At 46.6% G+C, this 16,196-nt stretch carries 16 protein-coding genes; 11 read left to right on the top strand and 5 right to left on the bottom strand.

Annotated elements, in window-relative coordinates:
- Positions 1-486, bottom strand: a complete 486-nt coding sequence (locus MSED_RS02685) for a PaREP1 family protein (RefSeq protein WP_012020489.1) — start codon at positions 484-486, stop codon at positions 1-3.
- Positions 487-704: 218 nt separating this feature from the next.
- Here MSED_RS02685 and MSED_RS02680 point away from each other — a divergent pair, with 218 nt between their 5' ends.
- The 6 genes from MSED_RS02680 (at position 705) to MSED_RS02655 (ending at position 7,028) form a co-directional block, all read left to right on the top strand.
- Complete coding sequence (locus MSED_RS02680; protein WP_012020488.1) at positions 705-2,594, top strand: 2-oxoacid:ferredoxin oxidoreductase subunit alpha; 1,890 nt, start codon at positions 705-707, stop codon at positions 2,592-2,594.
- Complete coding sequence (locus MSED_RS02675) at positions 2,581-3,504, top strand: 2-oxoacid:ferredoxin oxidoreductase subunit beta (protein ID WP_012020487.1); 924 nt, start codon at positions 2,581-2,583, stop codon at positions 3,502-3,504. Before MSED_RS02680 ends, MSED_RS02675 begins: the two co-directional genes overlap by 14 nt.
- Positions 3,505-3,767: 263 nt before the next feature.
- Positions 3,768-4,247 (top strand): hypothetical protein, encoded by a 480-nt coding sequence (locus MSED_RS02670; RefSeq protein ID WP_012020486.1) that lies wholly within the window; start codon positions 3,768-3,770, stop codon positions 4,245-4,247.
- Between the two features lie 25 nt (positions 4,248-4,272).
- A complete protein-coding gene (locus tag MSED_RS02665) occupies positions 4,273-5,232 on the top strand; it encodes a VIT1/CCC1 transporter family protein (RefSeq protein WP_012020485.1) in 960 nt (319 codons plus the stop codon).
- 54 nt (positions 5,233-5,286) lie between these two features.
- Positions 5,287-6,192: an ABC transporter ATP-binding protein gene (locus tag MSED_RS02660; RefSeq protein ID WP_012020484.1), complete on the top strand. Its 906-nt coding sequence runs from the start codon at positions 5,287-5,289 to the stop codon at positions 6,190-6,192.
- A complete protein-coding gene (locus MSED_RS02655) occupies positions 6,192-7,028 on the top strand; it encodes an ABC transporter permease (RefSeq protein WP_012020483.1) in 837 nt (278 codons plus the stop codon). The genes MSED_RS02660 and MSED_RS02655 overlap by 1 nt, the downstream gene beginning before the upstream one ends.
- Positions 7,029-7,089: 61 nt before the next feature.
- Here MSED_RS02655 and MSED_RS02650 read toward each other — a convergent pair whose 3' ends face one another.
- Both MSED_RS02650 and MSED_RS02645 read right to left on the bottom strand, forming a co-directional pair.
- Positions 7,090-7,869, bottom strand: coding sequence for a ParA family protein (locus tag MSED_RS02650; RefSeq protein ID WP_012020482.1), 780 nt, complete (start codon positions 7,867-7,869; stop codon positions 7,090-7,092).
- A 68-nt stretch (positions 7,870-7,937) separates the two neighbouring features.
- Positions 7,938-8,945: a hypothetical protein gene (locus tag MSED_RS02645; protein ID WP_012020481.1), complete on the bottom strand. Its 1,008-nt coding sequence runs from the start codon at positions 8,943-8,945 to the stop codon at positions 7,938-7,940.
- A gap of 235 nt (positions 8,946-9,180) precedes the next feature.
- Between MSED_RS02645 and MSED_RS11935 the strand changes: the two genes are divergently transcribed.
- Complete coding sequence (locus MSED_RS11935; RefSeq protein WP_012020480.1) at positions 9,181-10,056, top strand: oxygen-binding di-iron domain-containing protein; 876 nt, start codon at positions 9,181-9,183, stop codon at positions 10,054-10,056.
- Positions 10,057-10,214: 158 nt separating this feature from the next.
- On the opposite strand, the gene MSED_RS02635 is transcribed toward MSED_RS11935, so the two are convergent.
- Positions 10,215-10,754, bottom strand: a complete 540-nt coding sequence (locus tag MSED_RS02635; protein WP_048059980.1) for a hypothetical protein — start codon at positions 10,752-10,754, stop codon at positions 10,215-10,217.
- Positions 10,755-10,832: 78 nt separating this feature from the next.
- A complete protein-coding gene (locus MSED_RS02630) occupies positions 10,833-12,035 on the bottom strand; it encodes a radical SAM/SPASM domain-containing protein (protein ID WP_012020478.1) in 1,203 nt (400 codons plus the stop codon).
- A gap of 204 nt (positions 12,036-12,239) precedes the next feature.
- Here MSED_RS02630 and MSED_RS02625 point away from each other — a divergent pair, with 204 nt between their 5' ends.
- Genes MSED_RS02625 through MSED_RS02610 form a run of 4 tightly spaced genes read left to right on the top strand, consistent with a single transcriptional unit; the run spans position 12,240 to position 16,177 of the window.
- On the top strand, positions 12,240-13,364 hold the full coding sequence (locus tag MSED_RS02625) for a peptidase U32 family protein (RefSeq protein WP_048059979.1): 1,125 nt from the start codon (positions 12,240-12,242) through the stop codon (positions 13,362-13,364).
- Positions 13,357-14,043 carry an MBL fold metallo-hydrolase gene (locus MSED_RS02620; RefSeq protein WP_012020476.1) on the top strand — a complete coding sequence of 229 codons (687 nt, stop codon included), beginning with the start codon at positions 13,357-13,359 and terminating at the stop codon, positions 14,041-14,043. The genes MSED_RS02625 and MSED_RS02620 overlap by 8 nt, the downstream gene beginning before the upstream one ends.
- Entirely contained in the window at positions 14,037-15,080 is a 1,044-nt protein-coding gene (locus MSED_RS02615; protein ID WP_012020475.1) for a radical SAM/SPASM domain-containing protein, read from the top strand. The genes MSED_RS02620 and MSED_RS02615 overlap by 7 nt, the downstream gene beginning before the upstream one ends.
- Complete coding sequence (locus tag MSED_RS02610) at positions 15,077-16,177, top strand: radical SAM/SPASM domain-containing protein (protein WP_012020474.1); 1,101 nt, start codon at positions 15,077-15,079, stop codon at positions 16,175-16,177. Before MSED_RS02615 ends, MSED_RS02610 begins: the two co-directional genes overlap by 4 nt.
- The last annotated feature ends 19 nt before the right edge of the window (positions 16,178-16,196 follow it).

Raw genomic sequence — 16,196 nt, 5'->3', positions numbered from 1 at the left:
CTACTTTTGCATTTCGTTAATTAAATGTCTTAGCTCAGTAAGAAGGAGTTTCGCATGCTTCTTCCTAAACTCAAACTCCTCTGGGTTCTGGGGTCTGGGGTGAAACTCTCCGTGAAGCCTTTCGGCGTTTAGGAAGCTCACGACAAGTGATCCATTGTTCAGTTTGTAAGAAAGGTATTCCACGAGGGAGAAGTGATCCTGATATGTTGTGACGTCAAACCCTATTTTCATGGCTACAGCTCTCATAGCGTAGGAAAGAGCCCTCCAGTAGGCCTCTCCGGCCTCGACCGCATCTCCCTTGGAATGTAGCTCATCGCCCAATTTCTCAAACTCTACACTGAGATCCAACAACGTGCTCAATCTCTCGGCCTCCTCCATCCTATCCAACAGCAGTTCCGCTATCACATCATAGGGTCTTTTTCTGCTCCTCTCGCTGATTTCAAATAGTTTGGTAGCCAAGGTCTCAGGTACTTCTAACGTTTTCATGGGTCTAAACACCGCATGAGGGTAATTATCCCTTTTTACCATCTAGCTACAAACTAGTTAATGCGTGTCATGAGTTTTCAACCCTAGACTATAAACTGATACAAATGGAACGAATTATACATTATCTGGTTTCAGAAGTTTAAACCATATCGAACCTGTTTATAATCATCAGGAGATTCACTTTAATACCTTCTGAAGCATATTATCATGAGAGAATAATGAAGATAAGTTGGGAAATTGGAGGAGCCCAAGGTGCAGGTGTTGATACTTCTGCGAACATATTTGGGGCTGCCGTGGCAAGTGCTGGTTACTTCATTTACGGGAACAGGGAGTATTACTCCAACATTAAGGGGAGGCATAGTTACTTTAACTTGACGATTAGCGACAAGAGGGCCAGGAGTATTTCGAGTGTAGTGGACATATTGGCCACCTTTGACGCTGAGACCGTTTTCCAGCATTTCACAGAGGTGAAGGGTGTCATCATATATAACAAGGGAGTTAAGGACACCAAGCTAGACAGGGTTCAGAGCATGGAACCTGAGATACAGGAGAGGGTTAAGGAGTTCCTGGAATCGAAGGGACTTGGAACCACGGTGGGAGACGCACTCAAGTATGCAGAGAGTAAGGGAGTCAAGTTAATTGAACTTGACTACGACGAGATAGTTAAGAAGACTGCCGAGTCAGTGGGAGTTCCGATGTCTGTTGCTGAGAGGGCGAAGAACACTGCAGCCATTGCTGCCTCCTATGCCCTTACTGGACTGAAGAAGGATTACCTTCTGGATGTGCTGAAGAAGACCTTCAAGCAGGAGACTTTCGTCAAGATCAACACAATAGCGGCGGAAATGGTGATGTCTGGAATTAAGCCAATGTTCCAGTTGAAGGAACTTCCTAGGCAGGGCAGAAGAATTCAGGTTGATGGAAATACCGCAGTCGCCATGGGGAAGATATTTGCTGGGCTCAGTTTCCAGAGTTATTACCCCATTACCCCAGCGTCTGACGAGAGCGTCTACATAGAGGCTCACCAAGAGGTTATGTCCATAGACCCAGAGACTGGAGACAAGAGGAAGAGACCCATAGTTGTAGTTCAGTCAGAGGATGAGCTGGCTGCAATTAACATGGCCTCAGGTGCAGCCCTTACGGGAGTGAGGGCAGCCACTGCTACCTCAGGTCCCGGTTTCTCGCTCATGGCCGAGGGAATTGGATGGGCTGGTATGAACGAAGTTCCGGTAGTCGTTACTTATTATATAAGGGGAGGACCCTCAACAGGTCAACCCACAAGGACCTCTCAGGCAGATCTGCTCTTTGCCATGCATGTGGGACATGGTGAATTCCCCAGGATAGTTATAGCCTCAAGCGATCACGTGGAAGCGTTCCAGGACGCTGTGTGGGCCTTCAACCTTGCAGAGAAGTATCAGACCCCTGTAATCCACCTGGTGGAGAAGGCCATTGCAAACGCCTACTCTATCTTCGATGTTAGCGAACTGGAACTTGACAAACTGCGTGCAGAAAGGGGTAAGCTGGTTGAGGTACCAGACGGGGAGTTTCAGAGGTTCAAGTTCACTGAGGATGGAATATCTCCTAGGACCGTGCTAGGTAAGGCTTACATGTTCTACACCGGTGATGAACATAACGAGCTCGGGCATATCTCAGAGGACTCGGAAAACAGGATAAAGATGTACGAGAAGAGACTCATTAAGTTGAGGACAGCCGACAGGGAGATACCAGAGGAGGAAAGGGTAAAGGTTTACGGTGATTCCGACTCCAAGATCGCGATCATGACTTGGGGTTCACCCAAGGGAGCAGTACTGGACGCTGTGGATCAACTGTCCAGTGAGGGAATTAAGGCTCAGGTCATACAGATAAGGATGTTCAATCCATTCCCCAAGAATCTCGTGAAAAAGCTCCTTTCCAATAAGGAGGTGATAATCGACGTCGAGGGCAATTACGAAGGTCAGACCGGGATTATCACGAAGCTTGCCACTGGTATTGAGCCCACAAACTACATCCTGAAATGGAACGGGAGGCCCATGACATGGGATGAGATTTATGACGGAATCAAGTTAGCCTTAAAGGGAGAGAAGAGGGTGGTGTTACATGGCGGTGCCTAAGGTCTGGACTCCTGAGTGGAACGATTGGTGCCCCGGATGTGGGAACTTCGGCATCATAAACGCTGAGCAACAAGCGCTGTCAGAACTAGGCCTGACACCTGAGGATGTTGTGGTCGTCTCTGGGATAGGATGCTCGGGAAAGACTCCCCACTTCTTCAGGCTACCGATCTCGGGCGTTCACACACTCCACGGTAGAGCCTTAACCTTCGCCATCGGAATAAAGCTCTCTAATCCTGAGCTCACCGTGATTGTGAATGGTGGTGACGGTGATCAGTTAGGTATCGGGGCAGGTCATTTCGTAAATGCTGGAAGAAGAAATGTGGACATGTTAGTAATACTTCACGATAATGGAGTCTATGGATTAACTAAGGGGCAGGCCGCGCCTACTCTTAGAAGGGGAGAAAAGACTAAATCACTTCCAAGACCCAACATCAACGATAACGTCAATCCCATAGCTCTTGCCATATCCTCAGGCTACACCTTCGTGGCCAGATCTTATGCCTACGACGTCAAGCACCTAAAGGAAATGATCAAGGCCGGCATTAAACATAAGGGACTTGCTCTGATTGACGTCCTTCAACCTTGCCCAACCTATAACGATATCCATACTAAGGAGTATTACGACAAGAGGGTGTACAAGCTGGATACTGAACCTGGATGGGATCCCATCGTTAGGAAACCTGAGGAGGAGGGCGAGAAGATGGCTAAGGCCATGCTCAAGTCCCTCGAGTGGGGAGAAAGAATACCCATCGGTCTGTTCTACCAGAACGAGTTAGTGCCATCATACGAGGAGAGAATAGCTGGTAATGCTCCATCTTACAAGGACAGGAACCCTTCTAAGATCAGGATAGAGGATGGGGGGAAGTACACCACAATCATAGATGACATCCTGAAGGAGAAGGAAATCTAGGTATCACTAGCACTCATCCCTTCCAATAGATCATCAGGAGAATGATACGCAACTCGCCAAAGGTATTCCTTAAGCTATTTATAAAATTTTTATGATATAATCAATTTTTATCCCATCAGATTCCCGTAGAATTCTTCATGATTGGGCCCATGCAATAGGAGTGAAGCTGACGTCACTCCAGTTATTCAGATCCCCGCTAAGGGCCTCAGGAGGAGATTAGTCAAATTAGACAGCCTTTTATTTTCCTGTTCTTCCTCCTCACAATGTCAGAGGAATATTTCATAGATTACATGAACGACAAGGTCTTCGTTATCCTTCTGGGTAGTTCTGCGGAGAAGACATACCTATACTACCCAAAGGGGGATGCCCTCTTCGTGATTGGGAGGGATAAGGTGGAACTCATGGAAATAGAAGAGGTAATAGGAAGGGCGCCAGCTGGCTTCAAGTTATCTCCCCCCAAGGAAAGCTGGGAACAAATCAAGTCCAGGAAGGTTACGTGGTACATTCTTGATCAACAAATCGAGGCAGATAACGTCTATCTTGTAATGTCGTCAGAATCGGACTATAGGAAGATAGAAAACACTGCCTCTCCAGATCGCCTCAAATACTTCGTACTAAAGGACGCTAATCCCCACGAGTACAGGGACTGGTGTTGCGTCCTTATTGCCTCGACCCGCGACATGGACGTTCCCTCGACCTTTAAGAAGGTTTACATGCGAGAACTAGTTAAGAATAATTCTTAAATACAAGTTACTCTAGATATAGTGTATGGAAGAGTTAGTTAACAGGAATTATAGGGCAGAGCTGTTCGGTGAGGAACTTTACTCTGCTCTTGCCAGGGACGAAAAGTCCGAGAAGGTCAGGGAGGTACTACAGGAACTCTCTGAGGGAGAGGGAAGACATGCTAAGTTCTGGGAGAGTATAGCCAGAAGCAGAGGGATTAAGCTGAGGGGATTGGGATTTCTGGACAAATTGAAGCTCTGGATCTTGCGAAGACTCAGGAAAGTTCTGGGTCTAGCCCTAGTCCTAAAGATGGTTGAGGCGGGCGAGGAGAACGATGCTGAGAAATATTACCGCTTCTCCACCTCGCAAGAGTTTACGGACACGGAGAGACAGGGCTTCAGGGACATTATGATGCAGGAAATGGTCCACGAAGATATGCTCATACAGACGCAGGTGAACGTGGATACTGTTAGGGATACCATCTACGCTATTAGCGATGGCCTAATCGAGGTACTAGCTTCGGTGTCAGGACTTGCAGGTATATTCTCGGTTCCCCTTTATGTAGCACTGGGAGGACTCATCGTAGGAGTATCGGGAATGATATCCATGAGCATTGGGGCTTATCTTTCGGCGAAATCTGAGGAGGACATAAGGAACAATGCCCTCAGGAAGGCTAGGCTGAGGAGTCTTCTAGAAGGGGAGAAACATGAGGAGGACCAGGAGGTGTCCAGAACAGGGGAGAGTGTGAGAACCACTGCGATCTCCTATATCATGGGAGCGATAATTCCAATCCTACCCTTTCTCCTGGGTTTAGGCGGTCTAGTTGGCTTGGTTACCTCATATGCCGTGACTGGTGTCGCCACTTTCATAGTGGGTGCGCTCATAGGTGTACTCAGCGATGTGAGCCCCTGGAGAAAGGGGGCGGTAATGACTGGGTTGGCGCTGGGAGCAGCACTAGTGACTCACGTTCTGGGACTATTGGCACATCTAGCGGGTTTTTCCTAAACCATGTAATCTCTTTGGCATATTCTTAATACTCTGAGGTTGGAATCCCGATCAATGGAGACCTTAAGGGCAGAGAACGTAGCCAAGCGTTACGGGAACAAACAGGCCTTGGATGGGGTCACAATCTCAGCTGAGAGCGGACTCATAACAGCCATCCTGGGCCCTAATGGTGCAGGAAAGACTACCCTCATAAGGATTACTATGACCCTAATCCATCCTGACAGGGGAAAGATCTCCATACTCGGAAAGGACCCCTTTATGGAGAAGGATGTATTTAAGAGGGTAGGATATGTGCAGGAATTGCCGAATTTACCGCCTTTCCTGTCAGGAAGGGAGCTCCTGGAACTCTCAGCTAGACTAAAGGGAGTGGAAAGAGGGGACGTCAAGAGAGTTCTAGAACTGGTAGGTATGACAGAGAACGCCGACAGGAAGATAGCCAAGTACAGCAAGGGCATGGTTCAAAGGATTGCCTTAGCTGAAGCCCTCCTGGGCAATCCGGAGTTGCTCGTAATGGACGAACCCAATGTCGGGACAGATCCCATCCTTAATCTCAAGATGAGGGATGTTCTCAACGAGCTTATCAAATCTGGTACCACTGTTGTGATGACTTCCCATGAACTCGAGGAGGTAAGGAAGCTGGCCCACAGGGTTATTTTCATTTACCGCGGGAAGGTGTTTTTCTCTGGGACCACGGAGGAGTTGGTTCTACGCTTCCTAGGAGTTAGGGTAATACTTGAGACCCAGGATAGGGAACAGTTCATGTCACTGGTGAAAGGATTGGACTACGTAAAGTCCGTGGAGGAGAGAAGGGATAAGTACGTGGTGGAACTCACGAGGGACGCAAGGGAGGAGCTACTGAGGGAGTTAGTGCTTGGCGGAGTCAGGGTGAAATCATTTTACCTGGATCAGGACTTGGAACAAGCTTATGAGAGGGCAATTAAGGAGGCTGAGGCAAGGTGATGTGGGATCTAATCTCCTATGAACTTAGGAGGTCAGTGGCAAGGAAGAAGGTGATCTCCCTAATCACGATAACGGTTCTCTTTGAGGTAGGGGTTTATGTGGCTCTATCACAGATCCGAAGTCCAAGGATAGAGGAGCTAATTGCTCCCATATCGCCCATACTTTGGTTGGCCGGAGTTCTCCTACCTCAAAGTTTGCTATTACACTTCATTGCCATCTCTATTGCCTCGGGATCTCTCTCGGAGGAGTACGAACAAGGAACTGTGGACTTCTTTCTTACGAAGTCTATAACTAGGTTAAAGTTTGGGTTGAGTAAGTTAGTGGGAGGTTACATTCTAGTTGCAGGAATATATCTCCTGATGGTTCTACTTGCGGTATCACTTTCGAATTTATTATTTGGGGCGCAGACCGACCTTGAGTATCTCCCCGGCTTAGTTGGCTCAGTCATATTCTCCTCATTGACCTTCTTCAGTGTCGCCTTCATGTCAGGAGAACTTCTAAGAAGGAGTAGCCTAGCGTTCTTAGTCTCCAGTTCCGTGCTAATAGGTTCCATCCTCATTGGGGCAGTCCTAGTTTTCGTGGCACGGCTCACCAATGATCCAGTGTTCAACTCCATAGCCATAGCTCTTCCCTCGTGGGGAGCCACGGAGTTACCTTTCCTTTACGCTGGTACCATTCCTAACGCCTCACTTATAGTTCAAGCACTTGAAATTTTCCCTGCGATACCTGGAACGGGGATAGATGCGGTGGTATTAACCCTGGGATATTCCTTGATTTCACTAATCCTCGCGTTCATGAGTTTGCTATCGAGGGATATACCCAAAAGAGTCCCGTGATCAGGAAAACATGCATACTTTTCAATGATCCGTAAAGCACCAAGAAAGCGCTAATATAAGATCACCCTGCGTTTTCCAAGCTCTGAATTAAGTCAGTGAGTTGTCTTATTTCATCAACGTCAGGAAGTCTAGCTATATCATCGCTGAAAGAGAATAATTCTTCTAAGAAAGGTACAAAAATCATGGGCGAGAACATGCTACTTAGTTCCCTTAGGTCGCTCCTCACATCATGAATTTTGCCAGGAGAAACCATGTTAACTACCAGGGCTTGTCCTATAATCTTAACCGGTAGGTTTTTGAGGACCTCTTCCCTGTTTAACTTCTCAGCGAAAGACACCGTGTTCTCTATGTCTATCTTAAAGGGATCCGTGACGAATACCCTATAGCCACGGGCATTGGGATATCGTCCTGAATATGCAGTAATTTCTAATCTTATCTCGTCATTGGAGGGAAAAGTGGTACTCTTGTTATCTAAAACAATGAAGTCATGACCTAACGAGATAACCTCTTGATACTTTTCGTTAAACGTTGTTCTTAGTTTTGGGTCTGAGATGATTAGTTTAACATCTTCCTTTAATCTAGGGCCATCTCCATAGAATTTGAGGACTTGAAGATTTCCCTTTCCCAATTTCCTCTGAACAAAGTAATCCCCCTCCTCACCATCTACCACGCTAGCCACTAGGCCCTTGCTCCTGATTCCCACTAGCCAGGAGGCGTAGCCTATCTGATCTCTATCTACGAAAAGTACCGTCTTCCCAAGTTCACATAGCCTCTTTGCTAGGAGCAGACTAATGGTGGACTTCCCTACCCCTCCTTTGCTTCCGAGTATTATTATTCGCAAGTAGATAGCACACCCAATGTTTTAATCATTTCATGATAAAAATTTTAAAAATTTTCGCTCTCTTGATCCTAGAAGACTGGGACGAAATCGTCTTCCTTAAGATCCTTTATCTCTTCACCTGTTATTCCAAGCTCAGGGATAGCAGGCATTGGAACTCCGTACCTACCCAGTGTGGCTCCCACCCTCATTATGGCAGTTCTCCACGCCTCCTCCTTCTCCTTCATTTCCGGAATGTAGAATCCTGCGCTTCTTGCGAGATCCTCCATCTTCTCCGTGACCTCAAGGTACCACGGAGGGAGTCTCCAGAAGTCCTTTGGAGGCCTGTAAGTTATCAGGGAAAGGAAAACGAATCCCGCTCTAACCTGCTTGGACACCAGTTTCTTCCTTTCATCATTCATGCTGGCGGCGTTGCTGGTCATAATGAGGTGAGTAAAGGCGTAATGTCTGGTCTCATCCACGGCCGTGTTCTTGAAAGCCTTTCCAAATTCCTCGATCTTTGACCCCTTGGACATGGTGGAGAACACTGTTGTCGCCGCAGCCTCTCCCATCATGAAAGAGGTAAAGAGAACGTCCATCGTATACTTGCTGTAAGCCTCTAGGTAAGCTTTCCAGTACCTGGAACCATTATACCACGCCCATAACGTGTTAAGTTTTACCTTCCTTTCCAGGTCATCCTGGGGTTTGAAATCGAAGGGATAACCAGGTAATACACTATTTATGGCTAGCCCACACATCACGTTGTGCCTATTCTCATCGTAGGTGATGGTTGTTATGACTCCCTTGACCGCGGTGTCCAGGTGAAGCTCGTGTGATTTTACCAGTGCATATGCGAAGACCGGAGTGGCATTATCAAAGGTGGAGAGTAGGGACCACCAGTAGGCTATGGCCAATCTCTGCTTTCTGTCCAGTCCTGAGGCAATCTCCTTTACTTTTTCCCAGTTTATGTCTTGTTCATCCCATTGTTCCCTCTTGGCCCTTCTGTAAAGTTGCCAGGCCTTCTCGTTATCGAAACTCCACCGTGGAGGGTAAACGTTGTAGGGAGGAAATTCAGGCTCCCTGTTAAAATCTAGGGACAACCTTTCACCTATATTATAATGATTATCTGGAGTATATAAATGTTCTATAAAACCTATAATTGATTATTGAAGACAATATATGTAATAGTTACTCATCGTGTTCCAGGCGTCTATAAAGGCAAAATCTGGCTAAATTAAATTTAAACTAAAGAAAAAGTGAAATAAACCCAGTTAACCTTGAGCAGGATAAATATAATGACAAATATTTAAGATAAAGTTCGCATATAGAATATACATGACTAATAGGATCGTAAAGTTTTCCCTTTTTAGTATTAAGGGTGGAGTCGGTAAGTCGACTATAGCCTATTTCTTGGCCAAGAAACTCTCCGAGAAATATAAGGTTCTTCTTGTGGACAGGGATTACACGAATACTATCGGAAGAATATTCGGGCTAAAAACTGGTCTAATTAATGTGATAGCAGATAAAGTTGAAGGAAAATACTTGGTCCAGGAAGGAAACTTAAGAGTATTGACATTAGTATCAATTTTACCCACGAAACTTCCAAATGTGAAGGAATTTGTGGAAATGTACTCCAAGGCATTAAAAGACATAGAAGTTGTAATTACCGATAATCCACCTGGCATGGATGAGATAACTGCCCTTGAAACCGAAGGGTATCACCTTGCTACCGGGGATTCCAGTTGTAATGCTATCTTCGTGACGACTCCGGGATTGGCCCTTGATATAACTTTATCTCGTCTAAGTGATACTTGTGAGTCTCTACTGAACAGTGTCGGTGCAAAAATACCGTTCGGGAAGAGTTATATCGAGGCTGTTCCGGCACATTTCCTGCATTCCCCTGGGAACTTCCACTTCTACGACCCGATCTCCAAGGTATATTTCTCGGGTGATATGGGCGCAGCCATATTTCCCAAGGATAAGTGGTATTTGATCGTTGAGAACTTTGAGGAACACGTGAAGTTAATGGAAGGTTTCCACAGAAGGTATATACCCAGTAAGGCGGCGATCGAGAAATGGTTAAACAGAATTCAGGGCATGGACATACGGATAATTGCGCCACAACACGGCTCTATATTCATGGAGAAAGATGTCAAAAATTTCCTGGATTGGTTAAGAAGCCTTGATAAGGTGGGTCTGGATCTACTTTAGGATATAATAAAACGATTCTCCTGCAAGCTGAGGATGTGAGGGCGCGAGGGGATCAAACCCACGACCCTCGATTTTGGCACGCCAAGCATGGTTTTTGAAAACTGAACAACTATCTCAGAATAGTAAACATCATCTAACGTATAAGATAGACTCATAACTTACATTTTAGCTGTCATCGGGATCACTTCAAGTCTAACAACAGTTTTTGCAAATATCCCTTTTACCAACTTGTTCCAAAGTTGAGAAGGCATCCTCAAATTCCTAGCTTCCTCGTTATCAACATTGCCTACCTTTATTCTCATCTCACTGGCTACCCTCCTTATCCCGTAGACACATTCTGCGTAAACAGGACACGTTGCACATTCGTATTTTGAGGATCCCATGTCAATGAAGATCAGGTGGTTATTTGATGTATAAAGTACGCCTGTATCTATGTCGAGTGAGCTTTGCCTGGGAATGAAGGGTATAACTGCCTTAAAGGTTATGGCATTGTCCTCTATGAGTCCCATTCTCTTCAAGTCCTCCAGGATGTAGTAATAGTAACTCTTGCTTAGTCCTAGGCTGTCTCTCCTATCTGTGGATAGTACCTTTATGTAATTCTCCGTGCCCAACTTGTTGAAATTCTCCCTTGACAGCATGATTATCTTCTCGCTCTTTTTCACGGGCCTATCCGTATTGAAAATTCTATAGTCGCACATTGTACTCATTATAACTAGATATTTTAAAGTTTAAAAAATGAAATCTCACTAAATAACTAACTCGATCTTTAACGGGGTTTACCGCATTAGAAACTTTAATAGCTTGACTAGCTTTTCATAAGTTTCCTTCCTGCAATCTAGACCGTGGTATCCTTTTCCGTCAAGGACTGAGAGGAACCTACACCCTCCCATACACATGGGAAGATAGGGGCATGACTTACATTTCTCGTGGATTATGAGGGATTTCCTTCCGGATAGGGACCGATTCAGTAGCTCCACCTCACCTTCCTGCGTGAGCCTTCCCTTCACGTATAGGGGATTCCCTGTGAAAGCCCAACATGGATAGACCTTTCCCTCAGGATCTACCACGATGTCTTCGTCTATATGTGCTGCACAGATCCCAAGTCTAAAGATGTCATGGGGAATCTCAAATCCGTAACCCCTGGCCTTTTCCCAGAACTTGACTAGGACGTCTGATTCCAGGTCCTTCGGAATCACGTTTTCCCACCATTCGTTCCTAAATAGGTTGGTATGTACGAAGTGAGGATCCAATCTGATCCTAGTTATCCCCTCCTCCACCAATTTGGCCAGAAGAGTGTATACCTCGTTAAGGTTATTCACGTCTATGTTTATTCTCAAAACTACCTTCACTAGATCCTGAACCTCTCTCAGGTTTTGTATTATCGTGTTGAAGGAACCTCTACCATCTACATAAAACCTTCTCTTATCGTGAACTTCCGGGGGTCCATCCAGGGTTATCTGGACATGCGAAAGTCCGTGGGATATCAGCCTTTGGGTTACACTTTTGGTCAAGAGGGAACCATTGGTGACAACGCTAAAGGAGTACTTCAGATCAGAGAGCGACCTAGATATCTCCTCGATCTTCTTGAGCTCTAGGAGAGGCTCGCCCCCAAAGAACGTGACTCTTACCTTTCTACCTCTTTCCCTCTTCCTCACGTAGTTTATGAAACCCTTCATCACCTCTTCCGTGACCGTGAGATCTTTCCTGAATCCCTTCTGAAAACAGTAGGTACAATTGAAATTGCAGTTGTATGTGAGGAGAAGGGTAGGTTCGAGGACAGGCTTGTTGAGGAGTGGCTCCAACACGCTCTCCAAATCGCCAGGAGTTGAAAATCCCTCCTCCACTACTTCCTTAAGGTGATCAGGTACCTCTCCACCCTTTAACTTCTCTATCTCCCACGGCTCTAGTTCCATGGCATAACCGGTAAGTGTGTTGAAAATTATATTATCAATAAAAATATTGAACTTGGATAGGGCCATTGGGAGGTCACCTCACTCTCCCCAGCTTGGGGAGTAACCGCATCTCCCGGCCCTTCTCTCGATCCGGACTACCTTTTTTGCGGACATTGAGGAAGAGGAGGGCACATGCTCTATTTCTTTTCCCCATATTATTCCATCATAACAGATGGTAAAGGCTGTTAATTGTATAACAAGTTTAAATACAATAAAAATGATCTAAATTTCATGAGGCTCGTTGTAGGAACAAATTTCGACGATGAACTCATAGGGAAAATAAAGGAATACCCAGTTAGCCACATCTTTGGGAGTCACACAAAAACCTTGACGGGACACGGGAGAGCTTCCTTCATCCTCCCACAGGTTGACGATGAGAGGTTCAAGGCCCATCTCGACGTCGTGCATGAGGCTGGAATAAAGTTCCTTTATACCATGAATACTGCTACGCTGAACGGTGGGGAATACTCTGAGAAGTTCGTGAAGAGGTTATCAGAGGAAATTGAAAGACTCGTGGGTTTCGGAGTAGATGGCTTCGTCGTGGCTCTACCCTTTCTAGTCAGGTTAATAAAGAGGGAGCATCCGGAGTTGGAGGTGTCTATCTCGTCCTACGCTAGAGTCTACAATATCAGGGAGGTTGAGAACTTCATGGAACTTGGGGCGGACACGGTGATACTTCACGAGGACGATAACAGGAACTTCAGGTTGTTGAGATCTCTACAGAAGTTACAGAGGAGGGTTGATTTCGAGCTTATTACCAACAATTCTTGCCTTTGGGGTTGCGTCTATAGGAGAACGCATGATATAGTCTCGTCACAGAGCTCAGTTGAGGGGGGAATAGAGGCGTGGTTTGAGTATCCCATTCTCTTCTGTGCTACAGACGTTAGGAACGACTTGGCTAACATCATTAGGATGAGATGGATAAGGCCAGAGGACCTGGTAGTATATGAAGGCCTGGGATTTGATAGGTTCAAAATTGCGGGAAGGAACAAGAGGACAGAGTGGTTAGTTAGGGCGGTAAAAGCTTACGCCAACAGGAAGTACGACGGCAACTTGCTGGACATAGTCAGCTACCCTCAGGGAAGGGCTGTCCCGAAGGTAATGGAGAAGGTGGGAGGTCCTAAGGATTATGACGTGTTAAAGGAGGTTTACGTGGATAACACAAAGTTTCCGCCCAATTGGCTGAGCTTTTTCAGGTATAACCAATGCGAGGAGAGATCTTGCTCAGAGTGCGGTTACTGCACTGCAGTGGCAAGGGAAGTTATGAGGGTTGAGGGGAAAGAGATCTCTGAACTTGACTTAGGGAAGATTCAAGCGCCCATAGATCTAATTCCGAGGTTTGGTGGAAATGGTTAGCCTTGGTAGGATTAGAATACTTGAACTTGTGGAGCCCGGTTTCTTTGGTGGAGTCCTCAATCATAACGTAGTTGTGGTGGAGAAAGGTCCTTCGGGTGGGCTTATGATGATCGATACAAGTCTACCCATGAATCTCGAGAAGATTGAGCTCTATCTGAGGGCCTGGGGTTACTTCCTTGAGGACGTGTCAGATGTGGTTGTTACGCACTGGCACCATGATCATGCCGGAAACGCCTCGGAGTTAAGGAAGCTTGGGGCGAGAATATATGCGCACGAGAACGAGGTGGAGTACTTGAAGAGTCCACCTAGATACGAGATTGCATATAATGACGTGAAGGATGAGCTAAAGGTTTCAGAAGAGGAATTCAAGTCCACCGTGGAGAGGATAGCTCACCTCGAGTACGATCCCGTAACTGTTGACGTCCCACTTAAGGGAGGAGAAGTTCTCTCAGGTTTCAGGGTATTGCACGTCCCTGGACACACTAGGGGTCACATAGCCCTTTTTGACGGGAACTTCCTTGTGACAGGGGACGCGGTAAGGGGAGTGGGAAAACTTACTCCACCCCTGAGGTTCTTCTCCTGGAATTACGCCGAGGCACTAGACTCTTTTCGGATCCTGACTTCCCTTCCCTATTCCGTAATCATCCCATATCACGGTGAGGTGGTTACAAGATGGTAGCTCCATACGTTGTTGTCCTGGAAAGCACAAAGGCATGCGATCTGGCCTGTAAACACTGCAGGGCTAAGGCCATACCCAACAGGTTACCAGGAGAACTAACCACTGAGGAAGTTAAGTCCCTTGTGGATGACCTCGCCTCTTCAGGTGTGAAACTCTTCGTAATAAGTGGGGGAGATGCACTGAAGAGAGATGATATCTTTGAAATACTCGAATACTCCTCAGCGAAGATAACCACGGCGTTGTCCCCCAGTGGAAGTAGGATAAACGTGGAGGTGGCCAAACGCATCAAGGACACTGGAGTTAGTATGGTCTCCATTAGCGTAGATGGCCCCGAAGAGATACATGACGAATTCAGGGGAGTTAGGGGAGCCTTCAAAATGGCTAAACAGGCTGTGGATTCCCTACACGAGGTGAAACTACCAGTGCAGATAAATTCCACCATCAGTAGGTATAACGTGGATCATCTGCAGGAGCTTAGAAAGACGGTTGAGGCCCTGAGGCCCGTGTACTGGGACGTCTTCATGCTCATTCCCACGGGGAGAGCCACCAAGGAAATGATGATTACCTCCGAGCAAGCGGAGGAGGTAATGAGGACCATAACCAAGTGGAGGATGGAAGGCCTCAACGTGAGGATGACGTGTGCCCCCTACCTAGTGAGGGTAATGAACGAGATGGGAGTTGTGAGACCTTTACCTCCTGACAAGAACTATGGAAGAAGAAGCGTGAACGGTGCAAGGGGATGCATGGCTGGAAACGGATATGCCTTCGTCGCATATGACGGTACAGTTTATCCCTGTGGTTTCCTTCCCATTCCAGCAGGGAACGTGAGATTTAGACGGTTTAGCGAGATCTACGAACAGTCTCCAGTTTTCAAGAGTTTGAGGGAACCGTCGAAGCTAGGAGGAAAGTGTGGTTTATGCGAATATAGGTCAGTGTGCGGAGGATGCAGGGCAAGGGCCTTCAGCTTAACCGAGAACTTCATGGATGAGGACCCCTTCTGCACCTACGTTCCAAGAACGCTTAGGGTGAGAGCATGATAAGCATATCTAGGCTGGTGTCTGATAGGAAGGAGGAGGCTGACAGGATAAGATACGCTGGCCTGAAGGACAGGTATCCCTCAGTACTAGTGTTCAACGTAACTAGAAACTGTAACCTGAGATGTCTCCACTGCTATTCCGGATCAGGAACTCAACTATTTCAGGACCTTCCTCTCTCCACGTGGATTAATGCGGTGAAGCAGGCATCAGATATGGGAGTAAAGCATATCCTTCTCTCAGGAGGGGAACCCTTGGCGAGGAGAGACCTTCACCTGATAGCTAGGGAGGCATGGGAGAGGGGAATAAGGGTGGAGCTGTCCACCAACGGGACCATGTTAACTAGGGAGAGGTTGGAGGAACTCAAGAATTACGTGGACTACGTGGGAGTCAGTTTGGACGGACCAGAGCCCATACACGATAAATTCAGGGGGGTGGAAGGTGCCTTCGCGAAGGCCTTGAAGGGAATTAGGACGGCAAAGGAGATAGGTCTAAAGACGGGACTTAGATTCACGATCACGAGGGAGAATTACGAGTACGTGGACTTCGTGTTTGACTTGATGAGGAAGGAGGGGATTAACAGGGTATGCTTTTATCACCTAGCCTATGCTGGAAGGGCAGACAAGAAACTAGACGTGGATAATTTCACTAGATTGAAGGTAGTGAGTAAGATAGTGGAATATGCCAAGTCAGGGGAGTGGGAGGTCCTGACAGCGGATAACCCGGTAGACGGAGTCCTGGTGTATCACTTGACGGGAAAGGAGAAGGTCTTAGAGCTACTCAGGAGAAATGGAGGAAACAAGTCAGGTGAGAGGATAGCTGACGTTAACCCAGAGGGTACGATTTACCCAGATCAGTTCACTCCAGTGAAGATAGGTGACATCACAGACCTGAAAAGAATATGGGACGAACCACATCCCATGGTGAAGAAACTTAGGGAAAGAAAGTCCTTGGTTAAGTGTTCTTCCTGCAAGTTCTTCGACGTGTGTAACGGCGGGCTAAGGGGAAGAGCTCTGGCGGTCACAGGCGATATGTGGGAGAAGGATCCGTCGTGCTATCTAGACGAAATAGAGAAAATAAAGGAGAAAATAACTTTTTAGAGTATTCTCTTCTAAAAAA

Origin of the sequence: Metallosphaera sedula DSM 5348 (assembly GCF_000016605.1) — an archaeon.
Classification (GTDB): domain Archaea; phylum Thermoproteota; class Thermoprotei_A; order Sulfolobales; family Sulfolobaceae; genus Metallosphaera; species Metallosphaera sedula.
Note: the sequence above shows the minus strand (reverse complement) of the source record. Positions and strands in the feature narration are given on the sequence as shown.

Bases quoted from the DNA above. Each gene is read 5' to 3' on its own strand.
- MSED_RS02655 (WP_012020483.1), top strand. From the start codon at position 6,192: ATGTGGGATCTAATCTCCTATGAACTTAGGAGGTCAGTGGCAAGGAAG.
- MSED_RS02660 (WP_012020484.1), top strand. From the start codon at position 5,287: ATGGAGACCTTAAGGGCAGAGAACGTAGCCAAGCGTTACGGGAACAAA.
- MSED_RS02620 (WP_012020476.1), top strand. From the start codon at position 13,357: ATGGTTAGCCTTGGTAGGATTAGAATACTTGAACTTGTGGAGCCCGGT.
- MSED_RS11935 (WP_012020480.1), top strand. From the start codon at position 9,181: ATGACTAATAGGATCGTAAAGTTTTCCCTTTTTAGTATTAAGGGTGGA.
- MSED_RS02610 (WP_012020474.1), top strand. From the start codon at position 15,077: ATGATAAGCATATCTAGGCTGGTGTCTGATAGGAAGGAGGAGGCTGAC.
- MSED_RS02670 (WP_012020486.1), top strand. From the start codon at position 3,768: ATGTCAGAGGAATATTTCATAGATTACATGAACGACAAGGTCTTCGTT.
- MSED_RS02625 (WP_048059979.1), top strand. From the start codon at position 12,240: ATGAGGCTCGTTGTAGGAACAAATTTCGACGATGAACTCATAGGGAAA.
- MSED_RS02680 (WP_012020488.1), top strand. From the start codon at position 705: ATGAAGATAAGTTGGGAAATTGGAGGAGCCCAAGGTGCAGGTGTTGAT.
- MSED_RS02665 (WP_012020485.1), top strand. From the start codon at position 4,273: ATGGAAGAGTTAGTTAACAGGAATTATAGGGCAGAGCTGTTCGGTGAG.
- MSED_RS02675 (WP_012020487.1), top strand. From the start codon at position 2,581: ATGGCGGTGCCTAAGGTCTGGACTCCTGAGTGGAACGATTGGTGCCCC.
- MSED_RS02635 (WP_048059980.1), bottom strand. From the start codon at position 10,754: ATGTGCGACTATAGAATTTTCAATACGGATAGGCCCGTGAAAAAGAGC.
- MSED_RS02685 (WP_012020489.1), bottom strand. From the start codon at position 486: ATGAAAACGTTAGAAGTACCTGAGACCTTGGCTACCAAACTATTTGAA.
- MSED_RS02630 (WP_012020478.1), bottom strand. From the start codon at position 12,035: ATGGCCCTATCCAAGTTCAATATTTTTATTGATAATATAATTTTCAAC.
- MSED_RS02615 (WP_012020475.1), top strand. From the start codon at position 14,037: ATGGTAGCTCCATACGTTGTTGTCCTGGAAAGCACAAAGGCATGCGAT.